General features: G+C 72.4%; 17 protein-coding genes and 1 pseudogene. 10 read left to right on the top strand and 8 right to left on the bottom strand.

Annotated features, from left to right (window positions below; all coding sequences use genetic code 11):
* Positions 1-61: 61 nt before the first annotated feature.
* The 10 genes from mltB to yedA all read left to right on the top strand — a co-directional run bounded on the left by mltB (position 62) and on the right by yedA (position 10,665).
* On the top strand, positions 62-1,099 hold the full coding sequence (mltB, locus tag VFV21_RS04555) for a lytic murein transglycosylase B (RefSeq protein ID WP_329668300.1): 1,038 nt from the start codon (positions 62-64) through the stop codon (positions 1,097-1,099).
* Positions 1,096-2,055, top strand: a complete 960-nt coding sequence (locus VFV21_RS04550) for a septal ring lytic transglycosylase RlpA family protein (RefSeq protein ID WP_329668299.1) — start codon at positions 1,096-1,098, stop codon at positions 2,053-2,055. Before mltB ends, VFV21_RS04550 begins: the two co-directional genes overlap by 4 nt.
* Before the next feature lie 65 nt (positions 2,056-2,120).
* Complete coding sequence (locus tag VFV21_RS04545) at positions 2,121-3,344, top strand: D-alanyl-D-alanine carboxypeptidase family protein (protein WP_329668298.1); 1,224 nt, start codon at positions 2,121-2,123, stop codon at positions 3,342-3,344.
* 67 nt (positions 3,345-3,411) lie between these two features.
* A complete protein-coding gene (locus VFV21_RS04540) occupies positions 3,412-4,539 on the top strand; it encodes a GGDEF domain-containing protein (RefSeq protein ID WP_329668297.1) in 1,128 nt (375 codons plus the stop codon).
* Positions 4,540-4,593: 54 nt separating this feature from the next.
* Positions 4,594-4,872: a DUF493 family protein gene (locus VFV21_RS04535; protein WP_329668296.1), complete on the top strand. Its 279-nt coding sequence runs from the start codon at positions 4,594-4,596 to the stop codon at positions 4,870-4,872.
* Complete coding sequence (lipB, locus tag VFV21_RS04530; RefSeq protein WP_414638485.1) at positions 4,860-5,567, top strand: lipoyl(octanoyl) transferase LipB; 708 nt, start codon at positions 4,860-4,862, stop codon at positions 5,565-5,567. Before VFV21_RS04535 ends, lipB begins: the two co-directional genes overlap by 13 nt.
* An 11-nt stretch (positions 5,568-5,578) precedes the next feature.
* On the top strand, positions 5,579-6,586 hold the full coding sequence (gene lipA / locus VFV21_RS04525; RefSeq protein WP_329668295.1) for a lipoyl synthase: 1,008 nt from the start codon (positions 5,579-5,581) through the stop codon (positions 6,584-6,586).
* 107 nt (positions 6,587-6,693) lie between these two features.
* On the top strand, positions 6,694-8,868 hold the full coding sequence (locus tag VFV21_RS04520) for a carboxy terminal-processing peptidase (RefSeq protein WP_329668294.1): 2,175 nt from the start codon (positions 6,694-6,696) through the stop codon (positions 8,866-8,868).
* A 55-nt stretch (positions 8,869-8,923) separates the two neighbouring features.
* Complete coding sequence (locus VFV21_RS04515) at positions 8,924-9,784, top strand: methylated-DNA--[protein]-cysteine S-methyltransferase (protein ID WP_329668293.1); 861 nt, start codon at positions 8,924-8,926, stop codon at positions 9,782-9,784.
* Positions 9,781-10,665: a drug/metabolite exporter YedA gene (gene yedA / locus VFV21_RS04510; protein ID WP_329668292.1), complete on the top strand. Its 885-nt coding sequence runs from the start codon at positions 9,781-9,783 to the stop codon at positions 10,663-10,665. The genes VFV21_RS04515 and yedA overlap by 4 nt, the downstream gene beginning before the upstream one ends.
* A 149-nt stretch (positions 10,666-10,814) precedes the next feature.
* Here yedA and VFV21_RS04505 read toward each other — a convergent pair whose 3' ends face one another.
* The 8 genes and pseudogenes from VFV21_RS04505 to VFV21_RS04470 all read right to left on the bottom strand — a co-directional run bounded on the left by VFV21_RS04505 (position 10,815) and on the right by VFV21_RS04470 (position 18,671).
* The gene (locus VFV21_RS04505; RefSeq protein ID WP_329668291.1) at positions 10,815-12,965 is read right to left on the bottom strand and encodes a xanthine dehydrogenase family protein molybdopterin-binding subunit; all 2,151 of its coding nucleotides are present in this window, start codon (positions 12,963-12,965) and stop codon (positions 10,815-10,817) included.
* 46 nt (positions 12,966-13,011) lie between these two features.
* The gene (locus VFV21_RS04500) at positions 13,012-13,467 is read right to left on the bottom strand and encodes a (2Fe-2S)-binding protein (protein WP_329668290.1); all 456 of its coding nucleotides are present in this window, start codon (positions 13,465-13,467) and stop codon (positions 13,012-13,014) included.
* A 34-nt stretch (positions 13,468-13,501) separates the two neighbouring features.
* Positions 13,502-14,116: a nucleotidyltransferase family protein gene (locus VFV21_RS04495; protein ID WP_329668289.1), complete on the bottom strand. Its 615-nt coding sequence runs from the start codon at positions 14,114-14,116 to the stop codon at positions 13,502-13,504.
* Positions 14,113-15,135 carry an XdhC family protein gene (locus VFV21_RS04490; protein WP_329668288.1) on the bottom strand — a complete coding sequence of 341 codons (1,023 nt, stop codon included), beginning with the start codon at positions 15,133-15,135 and terminating at the stop codon, positions 14,113-14,115. The genes VFV21_RS04495 and VFV21_RS04490 overlap by 4 nt, the downstream gene beginning before the upstream one ends.
* Positions 15,132-15,566: a Fe-S cluster assembly sulfur transfer protein SufU gene (gene sufU, locus VFV21_RS04485; protein WP_329668287.1), complete on the bottom strand. Its 435-nt coding sequence runs from the start codon at positions 15,564-15,566 to the stop codon at positions 15,132-15,134. Before sufU ends, VFV21_RS04490 begins: the two co-directional genes overlap by 4 nt.
* A gap of 45 nt (positions 15,567-15,611) precedes the next feature.
* Positions 15,612-16,700 carry an alpha/beta fold hydrolase gene (locus VFV21_RS04480; RefSeq protein ID WP_329668286.1) on the bottom strand — a complete coding sequence of 363 codons (1,089 nt, stop codon included), beginning with the start codon at positions 16,698-16,700 and terminating at the stop codon, positions 15,612-15,614.
* 204 nt (positions 16,701-16,904) lie between these two features.
* Positions 16,905-17,789: pseudogene (gene rarD / locus VFV21_RS04475) on the bottom strand (EamA family transporter RarD); the annotation flags it as partial.
* Between the two features lie 81 nt (positions 17,790-17,870).
* The gene (locus tag VFV21_RS04470) at positions 17,871-18,671 is read right to left on the bottom strand and encodes a hypothetical protein (RefSeq protein ID WP_329668285.1); all 801 of its coding nucleotides are present in this window, start codon (positions 18,669-18,671) and stop codon (positions 17,871-17,873) included.
* Positions 18,672-18,755 lie beyond the last annotated feature (84 nt).

The raw sequence follows: 18,755 nt of genomic DNA, 5'->3' as shown, positions 1-18,755 counted from the left end.
GCGGGGCGGCGAGCGCGCCGCGGCGTGGTAAATTGCCGCATCCCGCCCACCGTCGAGCGCCATGCCCCGCCACCTTTCCCGCCTGTTCGTGCTGATGCTGGCCTTCGCCGGCGCCGCTGCCTCCGCCCAGACCGCGCCCGCGCCCGATGCTGCGTTGCGCGAAGCCTTCATCGCCGAAGCCGGCGAGAAGTACAAGCTCGAACGCGGCGAAGTGGAGGCCTGGCTGGCGCAGTCCGAGTACAAGCAGGGCATCGTCGATGCGATGTCGCGCCCCGCCGAGGCGGTGAAGCCGTGGAAGGACTACCGCCCGATCTTCATCTCCGACCGGCGCATCCGCGAAGGCCAGGCCTTCCTGGCCACGCATCGCGACGCGCTGCAGCCGGTGGCGGAAAGCACCGGCGTGCCGGCGGAAATGATCACCGCCATCATCGGCGTGGAAACCAGCTACGGCGGCAATACCGGCAGCTACCGCGTGCTCGATGCGCTTTACACGCTCGGCTTCTTCTATCCCGTCAGCGGCAAGCCCGAGCAGGTCGAGCGCGAGGCGATGCGCGGCAAGTTCTTCCGCGATGAGTTGATGCAGGTGATGCTGCTGGCCAAGGAAGAGAGGCTCGACCTGCCCGCGCTCAAGGGCAGCTACGCCGGCGCGATGGGCTACGGCCAGTTCATGCCCTCGAGCTACCGCGCCTACGCGCGCGACGGCGATGGCGACGGCCGCCGCGACCTGTTCGGCTCGCTGCCCGATGTGTTCGCCTCGGTCGCGAATTATTTCGTCGCCCACGGATGGCAGAAGGGCGAGCCGGTGGTGGCGCGCGCGATCGCCGAAGAAGGCGCCGCGCCGTTCAAGCCCGACACGCTGGAGGCCAAGTACAGCCTCGCCGAGCTCGGCGAGCGTGGCTACCGCCCGACGCAGGCGCAGGGCCACGCGCTCGATGCCACCCTCGTCACGTTCGAAGGCAACGAGGGCACCGAGCATTGGCTCGGCTTCAAGAACTTCTACGTGATCACCCGCTACAACCGCTCGCCGATGTACGCGATGGCCGTCTACCAGCTGTCGCGTGAAATCGCCGCGGGCCAGGACGCCCTCGCCGCGCCATGAGGCAGGCGATCGGGCTGGCGCTGCTGGTGCTGTTGGCGGGCTGCGCCGACAAGCCGGTCCGCCCCGTGCCGCCCGCGGGCGAACCCGCCGCCGACGCCCCGCGCGCCGCGGCGGCCACCGCGCCCGCGGCCGAGGGCGTGCCGCCGGCCTGCCTGCAGGTGCGCGAACACCGCGACGAGGACTACACCCCGGGCGGCCTGTACGCGCCCGGTGTAAGCGACAGCGCGCCCGAGCATCCGCTCGACATCAGCGGCATCCCCGAGCCGGTTCCGCGCGACGAGCCGGCGGCGGCCTACGGCAACCGCTCGCCCTACACCGTGCTCGGCAAGAGCTACCGCGTGCGCCCCAGTGCCGAAGGCTACGTCGAGCGCGGCATCGCCTCGTGGTACGGCCAGAAATTCCACGGCCGCCAGACCTCCAGCCGCGAGGTCTACGACATGTGCAGCTTCAGCGCCGCGCACAAGACGCTGCCGCTGCCCAGCTACGTGCGCGTCACCAACCTCGACAACGGCCGCGAGGTCGTGGTCCGCGTCAACGACCGCGGCCCCTTCCACGCCGGCCGCATCATCGACCTCAGCTTCGCCGCCGCGGTGAAGCTGGGCGTCGACCGCACCGGGACCGCGCGCGTGGAAGTGCGCGCGCTCACCGGCGGCGCCGATCTCGCGGCCGCGCCGGCCGCCGCCCGGCCGCCGGTGTCTTCGCCGTCGCCCGCGCCGGTGGGCACCGGCCCGCAGCGCGTCCAGGTCGGCGCCTACCGCGACCGCGACAACGCCCGCCGCATCGCCCGCCAGCTCGAGGAGGCCGGCATCGACGACGTCAGCGTCGAGGACGTGCGCACCGACGCCGGCAAGGTCTGGCGCGTGCGCGTCGGCCCGCTGGCGCCGGCCGCGGTGGACGGCGTGCTCGCGCGCATCCGCGGCCTGGGCCTGCCCAGCCCGCGCGTGTTCAGCGAATGAGGTCTAGCATGTTGCAATCTTTTTGGCCGGCGCCGCGCCGGCCCTTGAACTGGAGTTAGCCCCGGATGTCCGTTTCCCGCTTCTTCCCCGCCGTGCTGGCCAGCCTGCTGGCCACCGTCGCCTTCGCCCAGTCGCCGGCCCCGGCGCCCGTGCCCGCCGCCCCGGCCGCACCCGCCGCCGCGCCGATGCCGTCGGCCCCGGTGCCGCAGGGCAAGGCCTGGATCCTGATGGACCACACCAGCGGCCAGGTGCTGGCGGGCGAGAACATCGACACGCCGCTCGACCCGGCTTCGATCACCAAGGTCATGACCTCGTACGTGGTCGCGGCCGAAATGGCGCGCGGCAAGGTCAAGGCCGACGACAGGGTGCGCATCAGCGAGAACGCCTGGCGTTCCGGCGGCGCCGGCACCGACGGCAGCTACAGCGCGCTGGCGGTCAACTCCGAGGTGAAGCTCGACGACATCCTGCACGGCCTGGTGATCCAGTCCGGCAACGACGCCGCGATCGCGCTGGCCGAGCATGTCGGCGGCAGCGAGGCGGCCTTCGTCGACCTGATGAACCGCTACGCCCAGCAGCTGGGCATGACCAACACGAACTTCGTCAATGCCCACGGCCTCACCGCCGAAGGCCACGTGATGACGGCGCGCGACATCGCCATCCTCTCGCGCGCGCTGATCACGCAGTTCCCGGAGCACTACGCGCTCTACAAGATCAAGGAGTTCACCTACGGCGGCATCCAGCAGTGGAACCGCAACGGCCTGCTCTGGAAGGACGCCAGCGTGGACGGCCTCAAGACCGGCCACACCGAGGCCGCCGGCTACTGCCTCGCGGCCTCCGCCAAGCGCGGCGACCAGCGCCTGATCTCGGTGGTGCTGGGCATCGACACCACGAACCGCACCGAAGGTTTCCGCGCGCGCGAAGAGGGCAACCTGGCCCTGCTCAACTGGGGCTTCCGCTTCTTCGAGACCCACAGCGTGTATGCCGCCGGCGCCAAGGTGGCCGACCAGGCCCTGTGGCGCGGCGCCGCCGACACCGTCGCGCTGGGCGTGGCCGAGCCGCTGCTGGTGACCCTGCCGCGCGGCCGCTACGGCGAGCTGCAGCCGAGCATGGACGTGCCCAAGCAGCTGCTGGCGCCGATCACCAAGGGCCAGGCCATCGGCACGCTGAAGCTCTCGCTCGACGGCAAGGTCGTCGCAGAGCGCCCGCTGGTGGCGCTCGAGGACGTCGCCGAGGGCGGCTTCTTCAAGCGCATGAGCGACGATTTCTGGCTGTGGTGGGAAAGCGAGTAAGCTGAAATGACAGACCGTCGTGCGCCGTGCGCGCACGACGGGCCGGGCAGTGCAGGGGGCGCGCCGGATGAGTGAAGACGCATCGCCAGTCCAGGCGCCTCGCCTCGTCCGCGAGGTCGCCGACACGCGCCAGCGGCTGGTCACCGGCGGCCTCTTCTACCTGCTGGGCTGGCTCGTGGTGGCGGCGCCCAGCGACGTCATGCAAAGCCACGCCGCCCTGGGTGCCCTGGTGGGCGTGGCCTTCCTGCTGCTGGCGGCCCTGCGCTACTGGCCCCGGCCGCCGGCCGAGGAGGCGCCGATGGCGCAACTGCAGGCCTGGCTCGACACGCGCTGGTGGGTGGTGCTGGCCACCGCGGCGCTGTGGGGGGGCGTGCTCTCGTGGACCCTGCTCGACCCGCACATGGCGCCGGGGCGCACGGCCGCCCTGCTGTGCACCATCGCGTTTGCCACGGCGTTCGCGCACAACTACAGCCTGCGCCTCGGCCGGGCCGCGCTTGGCATCGCGCTGATCTACGCGCCGGCGCCCATCCTGATGCCCTACAGCGGCGAGAGCCCCTCGGTGGTGATCACGCTCGGCGTGTACACGGTGTACCTGGGCCTGGTGATGGTGCGCAGCTACCGCGAGTACCAGGGCCAGCTCGACCTTTACGACCGCGTGCGCAACCAGCGCGACGAGTTCGAGACGCTCAGCCGCGTCGATCCGCTCACGGGCCTGGCCAACCGCCGCTACTTCAGCGGCGCCATGGACCACCTGCTGGCCGGGTGCCGCATGCACCGGCAGCCGCTGGCGATGCTGGTGATGGACCTGGACCACTTCAAGTACGTGAACGACGAGTTCGGCCATGATGCCGGCGACGTTTGCCTGACGCGCTTCGCCGACCGCATGCGCGAGGTGTTCACCGCACCCGGCGTGCACCTGGCGCGGCTGGGCGGCGAGGAGTTCGGCGTGCTGCTGCCGGGCCTGGACGCGCGCGCCGCCGCAGAGGCCGCCGAACGCATGCGCGCCAGCCTCGAGCTGCATCCGCTGCAGCTGCGCGAAGGGCCGCTCGCCATCACGGTCAGCATCGGCGTCGCCAGCCTGGCCCCGGGCAGCCGCGCCGAGGGCACCGACCTGTACCGCGCCGCCGACCGCGCCATGTACCAGGCCAAGACCGACGGCCGGAACCGCGTGAGGATCGACCTCGGCACGGCCTGACGCACCGCGCGCCAAGGCTTGGGACGGACCCCGCCCGCCCCCATAATGGCGGCCATGAGCATCCAGTCCGACAACCCCGAGCATGGCTTCCAGTTCCCGGGCGTCTTCGAGATCAGCGCCATGGGCGCGGCCGAGGCCGACCTGCACCTGGTCGTGCCGATGGTCCTCGAGGCCCTGGGCCTGACCATTTACCGCGACCGCCTGCGCATGAAGCCGTCGGCGAAGGGCAACTACGTCTCGGTGACCCTGGTCTTCGAAGCCCATTCGCGCGAGGACTACGACGCCGCCCATGGCGCCCTGCGCGAGCATCCGGCGGTGAAGTGGACGCTGTGACCGCGGCCTGCCCGGTGGCGGGCGAGGCGCCCGCCGCCGCGCGCGAGTGGAGCATCCGCACGCTGGGCCGCCAGCCCTACGAGCCGGTCTGGCGCGCCATGCAGCGCTTCACCGACGCCCGCGGCCCCGACACGCCCGACGAGCTCTGGCTGGTCGAACACGATCCGGTCTTCACGCTGGGCCAGGCCGGCAAGCCCGAGCACGTGCTGGCCCCCGGCGACATCCCGGTGCTGCAGGTCGACCGCGGCGGCCAGGTCACCTACCACGGCCCCGGCCAGCTGGTGGCCTACCCGCTGGTGGACCTGCGCCGGCTGGGCCTGGGCGTGCGCGAGCTGGTCTGCCGCATCGAGCAGGCCGTGATCGACGTGCTGGCCGGCCACGGCATCGCCGCCGCGCGCAAGGACGGCGCCCCCGGCATCTACGTGGACGGCGCCAAGGTAATGGCGCTCGGCCTGCGGGTCCGGCGCGGCTGCAGCTTCCACGGCCTGGCCTTCAACGTGGCGATGGACCTGGAGCCGTTCCGGCGCATCAATCCCTGCGGTTACCAGGGGTTGGAAGTGACCTCGGTGCTAGACTTGGGCGGCCCCGGCGACCCCGCCGCGCTGGCCCCCGACCTGGTCCAGGCCCTGTCCCGGACCCTGGGCCTGGTGCCCCGGTCCCGTCCGGAACTCCCCGACCTTTCCCCCGCCGCCTGAGCCACCCCGCCATGTCCGACCCCGCCGCCAAGACCATCCCGCTGCAGGTGCTGGGTTCGCCCCTGGTGGAGGGCGCCAAGCAGCTCGGCGGCGACAAGATCGCCCGCAGCCCGGTGAAGTTCGACGAGAACGCGCCCGTGCTGCGCAAGCCCAGCTGGATCCGGGTGCGCATCCCGGCCGGCAACGCGGTCGCGAAGCTCAAGTCCAAGCTGCGCGAGAACCGCCTGGTCACCGTCTGCGAGGAGGCCAGCTGCCCGAACATCCACGAGTGCTTCAGCCACGGCACCGCCACCTTCATGATCCTGGGCGAGGTCTGCACGCGCCGCTGCAGCTTCTGCGACGTCGCCCACGGCCGCCCCAAGCCGCCCGACGCCAGCGAGCCGGCCAACCTCGCGCGCACCGTCGCCGACATGGGCCTGCGCTACGTCGTGATCACCTCGGTGGACCGCGACGACCTGCGCGACGGCGGCGCCCAGCACTTCGTCGACTGCATCCGCGAGGCGCGCGCGCTGTCGCCGGAGCTCAAGATCGAGATCCTCACGCCCGATTTCCGCGGCAAGGGCCGCATGGAGCGCGCGCTGGAGATCCTGGCCACGAACCCGCCGGACGTGTTCAACCACAACCTCGAGACCGTGCGCGAGCTCTACGCCAACGTGCGCCCGGGCGCCGACTACGACTGGTCGCTGCAGCTGCTCAAGCGCTTCAAGGCGCAGCACCCGGACGTGCCCACCAAGTCCGGCATCATGCTCGGCCTGGGTGAAAACTACGACCAGGTGCTCGGCGCGCTGCGCGATTTACGCGCCCATGACGTCGACATGGTCACGATCGGCCAGTACCTGCAGCCCACGCCGCACCACCATCCGGTGCTTCGTTACTGGGAGCCGGAACAATTCAAGGCGCTGGAGGTCGAAGGCTTGGCCATGGGCTTCACGCACGTGGCCTCCGGCCCGATGGTGCGCTCGTCCTACCACGCCGACCGAATGGCGGCTGAAGCCGGGTTCGTCGACGGGACCGCCTGAACACAGGCGGGGGTACCATCGGGCCAACGCCCGTCGATAGCACTATCGGCACAGGCTCCACCTCGGGGTGGGGCGCATGCTGACCCCCTACGCACCGGACCCACGCCATGCTCAAGCACAAGCTGATCGCCCTCTCCGCCGCCCTGCCGCTGGCCCTGGCCATGGCGGCGGCCACGACGCCCGGCGCCGCGCCGGCGAACGCCCCGGCGGCCGCCAGCTTCCAGCCCACCGCCGAGCAGGCCGCCGCCGCGCGCCTGGTGTACGGCCTGCTGTCCGACAGCCGCTACGTGTACCGGTCCAAGCCGCTGGACGATGCGATGTCGCGCGAGATCCACCGCCGCTACCTCGAGTCGCTCGACGGCCAGAAGCTGTTCTTCACCCAGGCCGACATCACGCGCTTCGACGCCTACCGCGACCGCCACGACGACGCCATCCGCAGCCAGCAGCTCAACGCGGCCTACGACATCTTCGCCACCTACGTGAAGCGCGTCGACGAGCGCGTGGCCTACGCGCGCCGGCTGCTGGCGCAGCCCTTCGACTTCTCGAAGGCCGAGACCTGGGAGTACGACCGCGAGGACGCGGCCTGGGCCGCCGGCCCGGCCGAGCTCGACGACGCCTGGCGCAAGTACGTCAAGAACGACGTCCTGCGCCTGCGCCTGGCCGGCCGCAACCAGGAAGACATCCGCAAGACGCTCGACAAGCGCTACGCGGGCCTGGGCGAGCGCGTGCACGAGCTGCGCAGCGATGACGTGTTCGAGCAGTTCATGAACGCCTACGCCAGCTCGATCGATCCGCACACCAGCTACATGTCGCCGCGCAGCGCCGAGAACTTCAACATGCAGATGCGCCTCTCGCTCGAGGGCATCGGCGCGGTGCTGCAGCGCCAGGAAGAATTCGTGGTCATCCGCACCATCGTGCCGGGCGGCCCGGCCGGCAATGGCGGCGTGCTCAAGGTCGGCGACCGCGTGATGGCGGTGGGCCAGGGCGCCAGCGGCCCGATGCAGGACGTGGTGGGCTGGCGCATCGACGACGTGGTGGCGCTGATCCGCGGCAAGAAGGGCACCCAGGTGCGCCTGGACGTGCTGCCCGCGGAAGCCGGCCTGGACGCCAAGCCGCAGCAGGTCACCATCGTCCGCGACAAGGTCAAGCTCGAGGAGCAGGCCGCGCAGAAGCGCGTGATCGAAGTCGGCGAGCGTCGCATCGGCGTGGTCGAGCTGCCCACCTTCTACCTCGACTTCGAGGCCAAGCGCCGCGGCGACCCGGACGCGCGCTCGGCCACCGCCGATGTCGCCAAGCTGCTGCGCGAGCTGCGCACCGAAGGCGTGGACGGCGTGGTGATCGACCTGCGCGACAACGGCGGCGGTTCGCTGGTGGAGGCGGTGGAGCTCACCGGCCTGTTCATCGACACCGGCCCGGTGGTGCAGGTGCGCGAGACCGGCGGCCGCGTCAGCGTGTCGGCCGACGACCAGGGCGGCGTGGCCTGGGACGGCCCGCTGGCCGTGCTGGTGAACCGCAGCTCGGCCTCGGCGTCGGAAATCTTCGCCGCCGCGATCCAGGACTACGGCCGCGGCCTGGTCATCGGCGAGCAGACCTTCGGCAAGGGCACCGTGCAGAGCCTGATGGACTTCGACCGTTTCCCGCGCAAGGACGACGCCAAGTTCGGCCAGGTGAAGCTGACCGTGGCGCAGTTCTTCCGCGTCGACGGCGGCACCACCCAGCACGCCGGCGTGGTGCCCGACCTGCAGTTCCCGGTCACGCTCGACGCCAGCGAGTACGGCGAGTCGAGCTATGACAACGCGCTGCCGGCCACCCGCATCGCCCAGGCGCCGCACGCCAACGTCGGCAACTTCACCCGGCTGGTGCCGCAGCTCAAGGCGCAGCACCAGGCGCGCATCGCCACCGACCCGGAGTTCACCTGGTGGTCGGAGGACGTGGCCAAGTTCCGCGCCGACCGCGAGCGCAAGTCGATCTCGCTCAACGAGGCCGAGCGCCGCGCCGAACGCGATCGCCTCGAGGCCGAGCGCCAGGCGCGCGCCGCCGAGCGCAAGGCCCTGGGCCTGGACCAGGACGAACTCGCCCGCGCCGACGACGGCCTCACTGCCAGCGAGCGCAGCGTCGCCCAGCAGGCGGCCGAGGAAGAGCTGGCCAAGAACCGCCCCGATCCGCTGCTGCGTGAATCGGCCGCGATCCTGGCCGATGCGCTCGACCTGCTCACGGCCGACCGCGGTCTTACCGCCCAGGTGCTGCCGGTGACCCGCCAGGCCACGGTCTGGGCGGAATGACGGCTTCCGCAAGATCCGGATAGCCGGACCCCCGGGCGCCGGCTAGCCTGAGCGCATGGATACCCGCGCCATTCCCCACGCCGACGCCCGCCTCGAACGCGCCCGACAGCTCCTGGATTCGCAGGAGCTTGGCCTGGACGCGCTCGGCGCCGCCGTCGGCCTCAGCCCCGGCCACCTGCAGCGCCGGTTCCGCGAACAGTTCGGGCTCAGCCCCGCCGAGTACCTGGCCCAGCGCCGCCTGGCCACGCTCAAGCGCGGCCTGCGCCAGGGCCAGGCGGTGACGCACGCGCTTTACGACGCTGGCTACGGCTCGCCCAGCCGCGTGTACGAGGACGGCGCCGCGCGCCTGGGCATGCCGCCGCTGGCGTATCGCCGCGGCGGCGAGGGCTTGGAAATCCGCTGGTCGCTGGTGGACACCGCGCTGGGCCAGGCCCTGGTGGCCGCCACCGAGCGCGGCATCTGCACGGTGGCGCTGGGCGATGACGCGGCGGCGCTCGAGCGCGACCTGCGCGCGGAGTTCCCACGCGCCACGCTGCAGCGCGTCGACAGCGGCCGCGATGAGTTCCTGGCGCCGCGCCTGCAGGCCGTGGCCGATGCACTCGCGCAGCGCCGCGGCAGCGTGCCGGTGGAGCTGATCGGCACCGCGTTCCAGCAGCGCGTGTGGCAGGCGCTGATGAAGATCCCCGCGGGCGAGACGCGCAGCTACGCCGAGCTCGCCGCCAGCCTCGAGGCGCCCACCGCCGCGCGCGCTGTCGCCCGCGCCTGCGCCTCGAACCGCGTGGCGGTGCTGGTGCCCTGCCACCGCGTGATCCGGGGCGACGGCAGCCTCGGCGGCTATCGCTGGGGTTTGCCCCGCAAGCAGGCCCTGCTCGAGGCCGAATCCCACCGCCGCACGCCGGCAAGGCAGCGCGCATGAAGCAGGACGCCGCTTCGCCCCCGACCGCCCTCGCGGTCGCGATCGCGCTCACCTCCGTCTACCTGGTCTGGGGCTCGACTTACCTGGCGATCCGCGTCGGGCTGGACGGCTATCCGCCGTTCCTGATGGGCAGCCTGCGCTTCGTCGCCGCGAGCCTGGTGTTCTACGCCTTCCTGCGCTGGCGCGGCCACGCGCCGCCGACGCGCGCGCAGTGGCGGAACGCCGCGATCATGGGGCTGTTCATGATGCTGCTGGGCAACGGGCTGGTGAACGTCGCCGAGCAGACGGTGTCCTCCGGCCTGGCCGCGGTGGCGGTGGCGTCGATGCCGCTGTGGGCCGGCCTGTTCGGCGTGCTGCGCGGGCAAAACCCGAGCCGCGGCGAATGGCTGGGGCTGGTGATCGGCTTCGGCGGCGTGGTGTGGCTCAACTTCGACGGCGAGATGCAGGCCAGCGTGGTCGGCATGGTGGCGCTGCTGCTGGCGCCGATCGCCTGGGCCTTCGGTTCGGTCTGGAGCCGCGGCCGCGACCTGCCGGCGCCGTTCATGAGCACCGCGGCGCAGATGCTCTGCGGCGGCGCGGCGATGGGCGTGCTCGGGCTGCTGCTCGGCGAGCGCATCACCGAGGTGCCACCTCTCAAGGCCACGCTGGCGGTCGGCTATCTCGCGGCGTTTGGCTCCATCGTCGGCTTCAGCGCCTACGTCTGGCTGCTGCACCACGTGCGCCCGGCGCTGGCGACCAGCTACGCCTACGTCAACCCGCCGATCGCGGTGCTGCTGGGCGCCCTGCTGCTGGGCGAACGCGTGGGCGCGGACGCCATCGGCGCCATGGCCGTCATCCTCGCCGGCGTCGTGATCATCACGCGCGCCAAGGCGCGTGCCTAAGGGCTTTTTAGCCACGGATGAACACAGATGAACACGGATAAAGCAAAAAAGACTGCATTGCTTGCCGCGGGTTGATGGCGCTCGCGAAGCTCTAATCGGCTTTCGCTTTATCTGTGTTCATCTGTGTTTATCCGTGGCTAAAAACCGCTCTACGCGCCCAGCCGGAGCGGCAGTTCGCGGAGGCGCTGGCCGGTCAAGGCGAAGAGGGCGTTGGCCACGGCCGGGGCGATCGGCGGGGTGCCGGGTTCGCCGACGCCGCCCGGGCGTTCGGTGCTGGCGACGAGGTGGGTTTCGACCTCGGGCATCTGGTCGATGCGCAGCACGCGGTAGTCGTGGAAGTTCGACTCCTGCACGCGGCCGTCCTTGAAGCGGATCTGGCCGTGCAGCGCGGCGCTCAGGCCGTAGACGATGCCCGATTCCATCTGCGCCGCGATCATCAGCGGGTTGACCGCCACGCCGCAGTCGACCGCGCAGACCACGCGGTGCACGCGCACGGCGCCGCGCTCGACCGAGACTTCCGCCACCTGCGCCACGTAGCTGCCGAAGGATTCATGCACGGCGATGCCGCGGGCGCGGCCTTCCGGCAGCTTGGAGCCCCAGCCGGCCTTCTCGGCGGCGAGGTTGAGCACGCCGAGGTGGCGCGGGTGGTCCTTGAGCAGGCGGCGGCGGTAGTCCAGCGGATCCTGGCCGGCCGCGGCGGCTAGTTCGTCCACCAGGCTCTCCATCGCGAAGGCGTTCTGGCTGTGGCCGACCGAGCGCCACCACAGCACCGGGATGCCGGTGCGCGGCGAGTGCAGGTCGACGCGGTGGTCGGGCGTGGCTTTGACATAGGGCGAATCGGACGCGCCCTCCACCGACGAGGTATCCACGCCGTCCTTGATCAGGAATTCGAAGGGCGTGCCGGCCATGATCGACTGGCCCACCAGCACCTGGTGCCACGCCACCGGCAGGCCGTCCTCGCCCAGCGCCACGCGCGCGCGCTCGAGGAACATCGGGCGGTAGTAGCCGCCGCGGGTGTCGTCCTCGCGGGTCCAGACGGTCTTGACCGGCATGCCCGCGGCCTTGGCGACGTGCACCGCTTCGGACACGAAATCGCTGCCCGGCACCGCGCGCCGGCCGAAGCCGCCGCCGAGGAAGGTGGTGTTGATCTTCACCTGCTCGGGCTTGATGCCGAGGATGGCGGCCGCGGCGCCCTGGTCGCCGGTCTGGAACTGGGTGCCGGTCCAGAGCTCGCAGCCATCGTCGCTGAGGCGCACGGTGCAGTTGAGCGGCTCCATCGGCGCGTGCGCGAGATAGGGCACGAAGTATTCGGCCTCGATCACCTTGCCGGCCGCGGCCAGCGCCTTGGCGGCGTCGCCGGCCTCTGCGGCGACCGCGCCGGGAGTTCCGGCCAGTTCGCCGAACTGCTTGCGCAGCGCGTCGCTGTCGAGCGCCGCGTTCGGGCCCAGGCCCCACTCCACCTGCAGCGCATCGCGGCCCTGCTTGGCGGCCCAGAAGTGATCGGCGACCACGGCGACGCCGGACGGCACCTGCACCACCTTGCGCACGCCGGGCACGGCCATCGCGGCGGTGGCATCGAAGGACTTCACGCTGCCGCCGAACACCGGCGCGCGCGCAACCACCGCGGTCTTGAGGCCATCGAACTGCACGTCGATGCCGAACACCGCGCGGCCGGTGATCTTCTCCGGCGTGTCGAGGCGGCGCGTGTCCTTGCCGATGCGCTTCCAGTCGGACGGCGCCTTCAGCGTGACTTCGCCCGGCGGGGGCAGGGCGCTGGCGGCTTCGGCGAGCTCGCCGTAGCTGGCGCTTTGGTTGCCGGCGATGACGCGGCCGTTCTCGGTGCGGCAGTCGCCCACCGCGACGCCGAAGCGCGCGGCCGCGGCCTGCACCAGCAGCGTGCGCGCGGTGGCGCCGGCCTGGCGGTAGCGGTCGAACTCGGACCAGGTGCTGGTGGAGCCGCCCGTCATCTGCGCGCCAAAACCGGTGTGGGCGTAGGCGGGCGCGGCCGGTGCGTGCTCGACGCTGATCTTCGACCAGTCGGCGTCGAGCTCCTCGTTGATCAGCATCGGCAGCGTGGTCCAGATGCCCTGGCCCATTTCCGAATGCGCCAGCAGTACGGTGACGCGGTCGTCGGCGCCGATGCGCAGGAAGGCGTTGGGCACCAGCGTCGCGCCGGCGGGCGCCTGCGCGAAGGCGAGCTTGCGGCCGCCGGGCACCACGAAGGCGACGACGAGGCCACCGCCGACGAGGGCGCTGGCCTTGAGGAAGTTGCGGCGGGACGGGATGTGGTCGTTGTTCACGGGACTCTCCGTTGAACGGGCGCGCCCGGCGGGCGTCGCCGGCGGATCAGGCGTCGCCCAGCTCGGCGGCGCGATGGATGGCGGCGCGCACGCGCGGGTAGGTGCCGCAGCGGCAGACGATGCCGGTCATGGCCTCGTCGATCTCGGCGTCGCTGGGGTTGTTCACCACCTTGAGCAGCGCCGCGGCGGCCATGATCTGGCCGGACTGGCAGTAGCCGCACTGCACTACGTCGAGCTCGGCCCAGGCGCGCTGCACGGGGTGGCTGCCGTCGGTGGAGAGGCCTTCGATGGTGGTGACGGGGCGTCCCGCGACCGCCGACACCGGCAGCACGCAGGAGCGCATCGCCTGCCCGTCGAGGTGCACCGTGCAGGCGCCGCACTGGGCCATGCCGCAGCCGTACTTCGTGCCGGTCAGGCCCATCAGGTCGCGCAGGACCCAGAGCAGCGGCGTGTCGGGGGCGGCGTCGACGTCGTGTTCGACGCCGTTGACGGTAAGTTTCATGGTGGACCTCGCGGCGGCTGGGCTGCCGACGAGCCTACTCCTGTGCCGGGTTCGGTCCAAGTGAACCCCCGGTGGCGGCGCGGGCCTGCGCCGGGGTGTCGATGTCGTCGGCCAGCGGCGGGGCGGGGACCGCGTGCACCTGCCCGGCGTGCGAGCGCAGCAGGTCGCGTGCGCCGCGGTCGTGGCCGCCCCCGGCCAGCGCGGCGAACCAGCCGCGCGGCAGCAAGGCAGGCACGCCGAGCACGCCGCCGTAGGCACTGGCGGCGGCGCGCGCGGGGTCGCCGCGCCAGGCGTCGCGCAGGGCCAGCAGGTGGCCGGCGTCGAGCGCGGGCTGGTCGCAGAGCACGACCAGCGCGCCGTCGATGGTGGGCGACAGTGCGCCGAGGCCGGCGGCCAGCGATTCGCCAAGACCGTTTTCCCAAGCGCTGCACAGGATCTTGCGCAGCGGCAGGTCGGCCACGGCGTCCCGGATCGCGTCGGCATTCGCGCCGCAAACGACGATGGCCTCGGCCGGCGCGGTAGCCAGGCCGAGGCGTGCGGCGCGGTGCACCAGGGTTTCGCCGTCCAGCCGCAGCAGTTGCTTGGGCTGGCCCAGCCGCCGCGAGCCGCCGGCGGCGAGCAGCAGCAGCGCGTGGCGCGGCGCGGTCACGGGCTGGCGTGGAAGTGGCGCTGCAGGTCGGCGGCGATCGCGAGCGCGATGGCTTCCGGTCCGTCGCCGCCGAGGAAGAGGCCGACCGGCGCGCGCAGTCGCGGCTGCAGCGCCGCACGCTCGTCGTCGGTGAGCATGGCCAGCAGTTCATCGCGACGCCCGGGCGGGCCGAGCAGGCCGACGTAGGGCACGGGCCGCGGCGCCAGCGCGCGCAGGGCCTCGAGGTCGGCGCTGGCCAGGTGGGTCATCACCAGCACGGCGTCGTCCGGGCGGGCGGCGGCGAGCGCCGCGGCGGGACGAAGGACCTGCCCCGGCACGTCGGCCGGAATCCGCGCATCTCCCAGCAGGCCTTCGCGGTGGTCGCAGATCCGCAGGTGCCAGCCCAGTGCCTGGCCGAGAGAGAGCAGCGGCGCTGCTTCCGGTCCCGCGCCGAGCAGCAGCACACGGGGCACCGGTGCGATCCGCAACGCGATCTCGGTTGGCGCTGCGGGAACCTGGGGTTCCGTCGTCGCGCGCCTGTTGGTTTCACCCGGGCGGGCCGCGAGCAGCGAACGATTGCGGGTGTCGGCTTCCCGATCCGCGCGGCGCCACGCCGGCACCCCGCCTTCGAACGAAACCACCAGCGCCAGCGACTGCCCGTCCGCGTCCGCCGCGAGCAGTGCGTCGAGCAGGCCATCGCCCGCGCCCGGCAGCGGCCACGCCGCTACGCGCATCCGACCGCGGCAGCCCGAGCCGGAGCCGAACAGCAGGTCGTCATCGCCGCGCGTGTCGAATACCGTCACGCCGGCGCGGCCGTCGGCGATGACCTGCTGGCACAGCATCACCAGCGCTGGTTCCAGGCAGCCACCGGAGATCGTGCCGGTGCGCGCGCCGTCTTCGGCCACGATCGCCAGCGCCCCGGCCTTGCGATAGGTCGAGCCCTCGGTGTCGGTCACCAGCGCCAGTGCAAACCCGTGGCCGCCGGCGCGCAGGGCGCGGGCGGCCTCCAGCACGCCGCGCAGTCCGCCGATCGTGCTCATTCCGCAGGTCCCGGCAGCGCCTGCTGCAGGCATTCCCAGGCCAGCAGCACGCAGCGGTGGCGCGCGGGATGCGCGGCCACGCCGGCGAGCGCGCCGATCTCGCCGAGGCCGGCGGCATCGCCGCTCGCGATCGCCGCGCGCAGGGCCTTCAGGCGTGCGGCCACGCCGGCGGCGTCGCGGCCGGGCACGTCGCAGGCCATCAGCGAGGCCGAGGCGAGGCAAAGCAGGCAGCCCTCGCTCTGGTGCGCCAGCGCGGCGATGCGGCCATCGGCCTCCAGGCGGAGTTCGATCGTGACGCGGTCGCCGCACAGCGCGTTGTGCGCGACGGCGCGGTGGCTGGCGTCGGCCAGCGGGCCGGCGTGGCGGGGCGCGCGGCCGTGGTCGAGCACGCGGTCGCGATACAGGTCGGCGAAGGAGGTGGAGTCGGCCATGGCCTGCGATTAGCGCATGCGTGCCCGAAGGCGGCAAGGCGGGACTCAGGCCAGCGGGTCGGGCGGCAGGGCCAGCGGTGGGCAGGCGCCGGTGCCAGGCGGCGGCAGGCGGGCCAGCCAGTCGCGCAGCGGCGTACGCAGCCAGTCGATGCGGGCGGGCAGGGAGTAGTGGTTCTCGTCGGGCAGTTCGGCGTAGTGCAGGCGGCCGTTGCCGGCGCGGGCCAGGCTCCTCGCCGCCGCCACCGGCACCAGCGTGTCCTTCGCGCCGTGCAGGTGCAGCACGCAGGCAGGCGTGGCGGCCAGCGGCGTCGCGGTGTCGAGTGCGTCCAGGTCCAGGCCGAGCGTGTCCCCCGCGCGGGCGATGGCCGCGTCCAGTTCGTGCGGCGGCAGCGTGCGGCGCAGCCACCAGCCGAGCAGTCGCGCGCTGCCGCCGCCTTCACCGGTCTTCAGGCGCTGCACGAACTGGCGCACCGAGTCGCCCGCGTTCGCGAACGGCTCCATCGCCACCACGCCGGCGATGCCCGCGCGCTCGCCGGCCGCGGCATGCAGCGCGGTCACCGCGCCATACGACGTGCCGAACAGCACCACCGGCTCGGCCAGCCGCCGCTGCGCACGCAGCCGCGCCAGCAGCGCCTGCACGTCGCCGGCCTCGCGGGTGCCGAAGCCGGCCGGGCCGTCGCCGGAGAAGCCGTGGTTGCGTAGGTCCAGCAGCACGGTGCGGTAGCCCTCTTCGGCGAGCGCAATCGCCCAGAGACCCTGCGTGCTGGCATCCATCGTCAGGCCATGCAGCATCACCACCGTGCCGCGCACCGGCGGCGGTCGCCGCGGCGCCCCGGGCCTGAATTCGAAGCGCATGCCCAGTTCGTCTGGCGCGCGCTGGTAGCGGTACTCGAGCCCGAAGTCGCGCGGCTCGATCACCGCGAAGGCCAGCGTCGGCTCGCCCGGTCGCGCCAGCGACTCCAGCGGGCTGCCGACCTCGCGCAGGAAGGCCAGGTATTTGTCGCCGCCGTAGGGCGTATCGCCGCGCTCGGGCCGGGCGATGCGCTCGTGCAGGTCGCGCGCCTGCGCGTCGCCACCGACCACCAGCGCGACGGTCGCGAGCAGCGCGAACAGGGGATTCAGGACATCAGGCATGCCCGGCAGCCTGTGGGGCGGCGCGTGAAGGGCGCGCCTTTCCCGCGGCGCGGATGCCGCCGGGGTGGCCCGCCGCCGTGCAGCCGCCTAGCGCTGCGCAGGCGTGCCCTCGGCCAGCGGCGAGACGTCCTCGGCCGGCGGCATCGCCCCGTCGCAGGTCGGCACCTGCTCGGCCGCATGCTCGCGGGCGGCCTGCAGCGGCTGCCGGCGCGAGCGGCGCCAGCCGTCGGCGGCGTACACGCCCAGCGCCACCCAGATGCAGGCGAAGCCGATGGCCTGCGTGCCGCTGAAGCCTTCGCCCAGCAGCCACACGCCGCTGAGCAGCTGCAGGGTCGGCGCGATGTACTGCAGGATGCCGACCAGCGAGTAGGGGATGCGGCGCGCGCCGTAGGCGAAGCCGATCAGCGGCAGCGCGGTCAGCGCGCCGCCGATCACCAGCAGCACGTCGCTGCCGAGGTTGCCGTCGCCGAACGCGCCGACGCCCTGCACGCCGGCCCAGCCCAGCCAGGCCAGCGCCGGCAGCAGCAGGATCAGGCTCTCGATCGCCAGGCCCGGCACGGCGTCGACGTTCGCGAGCTTCCGGATCAGGCCGTAGAAGGCGAAGCTGAAGGCCAGCGCCAGCGCGATCCACGGCGGGTCGCCGTGCAGCAGGGCCAGCCACAGCACGCCCACCGTCGCGATCGCCACCGCCGTCCACTGCGCGCGGTTGAGCCGCTCGCCCAGCACCAGCACGCCGATCAGCACGTTCACCAGCGGGTTGATGAAGTAGCCCAGGCTGGCCTCGACCACGCGGCCGTTGGTCACCGCCCAGATGTACACGCCCCAGTTGAAGCTGATCAGCAGGCTGCTGCCCAGCAGCATCCAGCCCACCTTCGGCCGCGACAGCGCGGCGCGCAGCCAGCCCCAGCCTTCGCGGATCACCAGGTAGCCGACCACGAACAGCGCGCACCAGACGATGCGGTGGGCGATGATCTGGATCGCCGGCACGTGCTTGAGCAGATACCAGTACAGCGGGAACACGCCCCACAGCACGTAGGACGCGATGGCGGCGGCGAGACCCTTGCGGTCGATGGCGGGGGCTGGGGTCACGGCGGGCTCCGGGCTGGCCCGCGATTATCCGCCGCCCGGTGGTCCCGTGCCTGCAACGATGTGATGCCCGAGGCCCGCCGACTAGTCGCCACGGCCGGCGGCGAGGGCGTGCAGCGCCCGCATCCGCGCCAGGATTTCCGGATAGCCCGCGCCGAAATGCGTGGGGTCGATGAGGATGTCGGCGCCGCCGCCGGACTGCTGCGCGTGCAGCTTCGATCCCAGGCGCACCAGCGCGCGCAGCACCGGGTTGTAGCGCACGAAATAGCGCTCCGGGTCCCGCAGGCCCACCGCCAGGACGGGCGCGGCCTTGGCGCGGCCGTTCCGGCCGGTGGCCACGATCTCGGTCTCGCGCAGTTCGACCACGTGCTCCCAGCGCACGAAGCCCGGCGCGACGTCGCCGGGCGCGTACAGGAAGCCGCGCTCGGTGAGCACGAACCAGGGTGCGTTGCGCACCAGGCGCAGGATCATCGCCAGCAGCACCACGGCCCAGATGGCGATGAAGGCGCCACCGAGGGCCAGCGCCCCCGGGTCCCACTCGAGCACCGGACCCAGCGCCTCGCGGCCCGTATCGGCCCACAAGTACCAGCCAACGACGATCGCCGCGAGCAGCAGCAGGGCGAGGATCGCCAGCCCGGTCGCCAGCCGCGCGCCGGTCAGCTTCACTTCCACCCGGCCGGTGACCCGGTCATCGAGGCGGTTTCCATTGCCGCCCAGCAGGCTCCATCCCAGGCCCACCAGCACCGCCGCCACCGCCGCGAGCGCGATGCCCAGCATCAGGGCCTCGGCCGTGGCCAGGGCGGTGAGCAGGCCATCGCCCCGCGCGTAACCGAGGCCCAGCCCGGCCAGGAACAGCCCGAGCGTGCCGTACTGGATCCATTTCACCCACGTCCTGGCGTTCGACATCCCGTGCGTCCCCCATCCGCGTCATGCCCCTGCGTCGACGATCCGAAGGCGCGGCGAGCGCCT

The organism is Arenimonas sp. (assembly GCF_036275555.1).
Lineage (GTDB): Bacteria > Pseudomonadota > Gammaproteobacteria > Xanthomonadales > Xanthomonadaceae > Arenimonas.
Note: the sequence above shows the minus strand (reverse complement) of the source record. Positions and strands in the feature narration are given on the sequence as shown.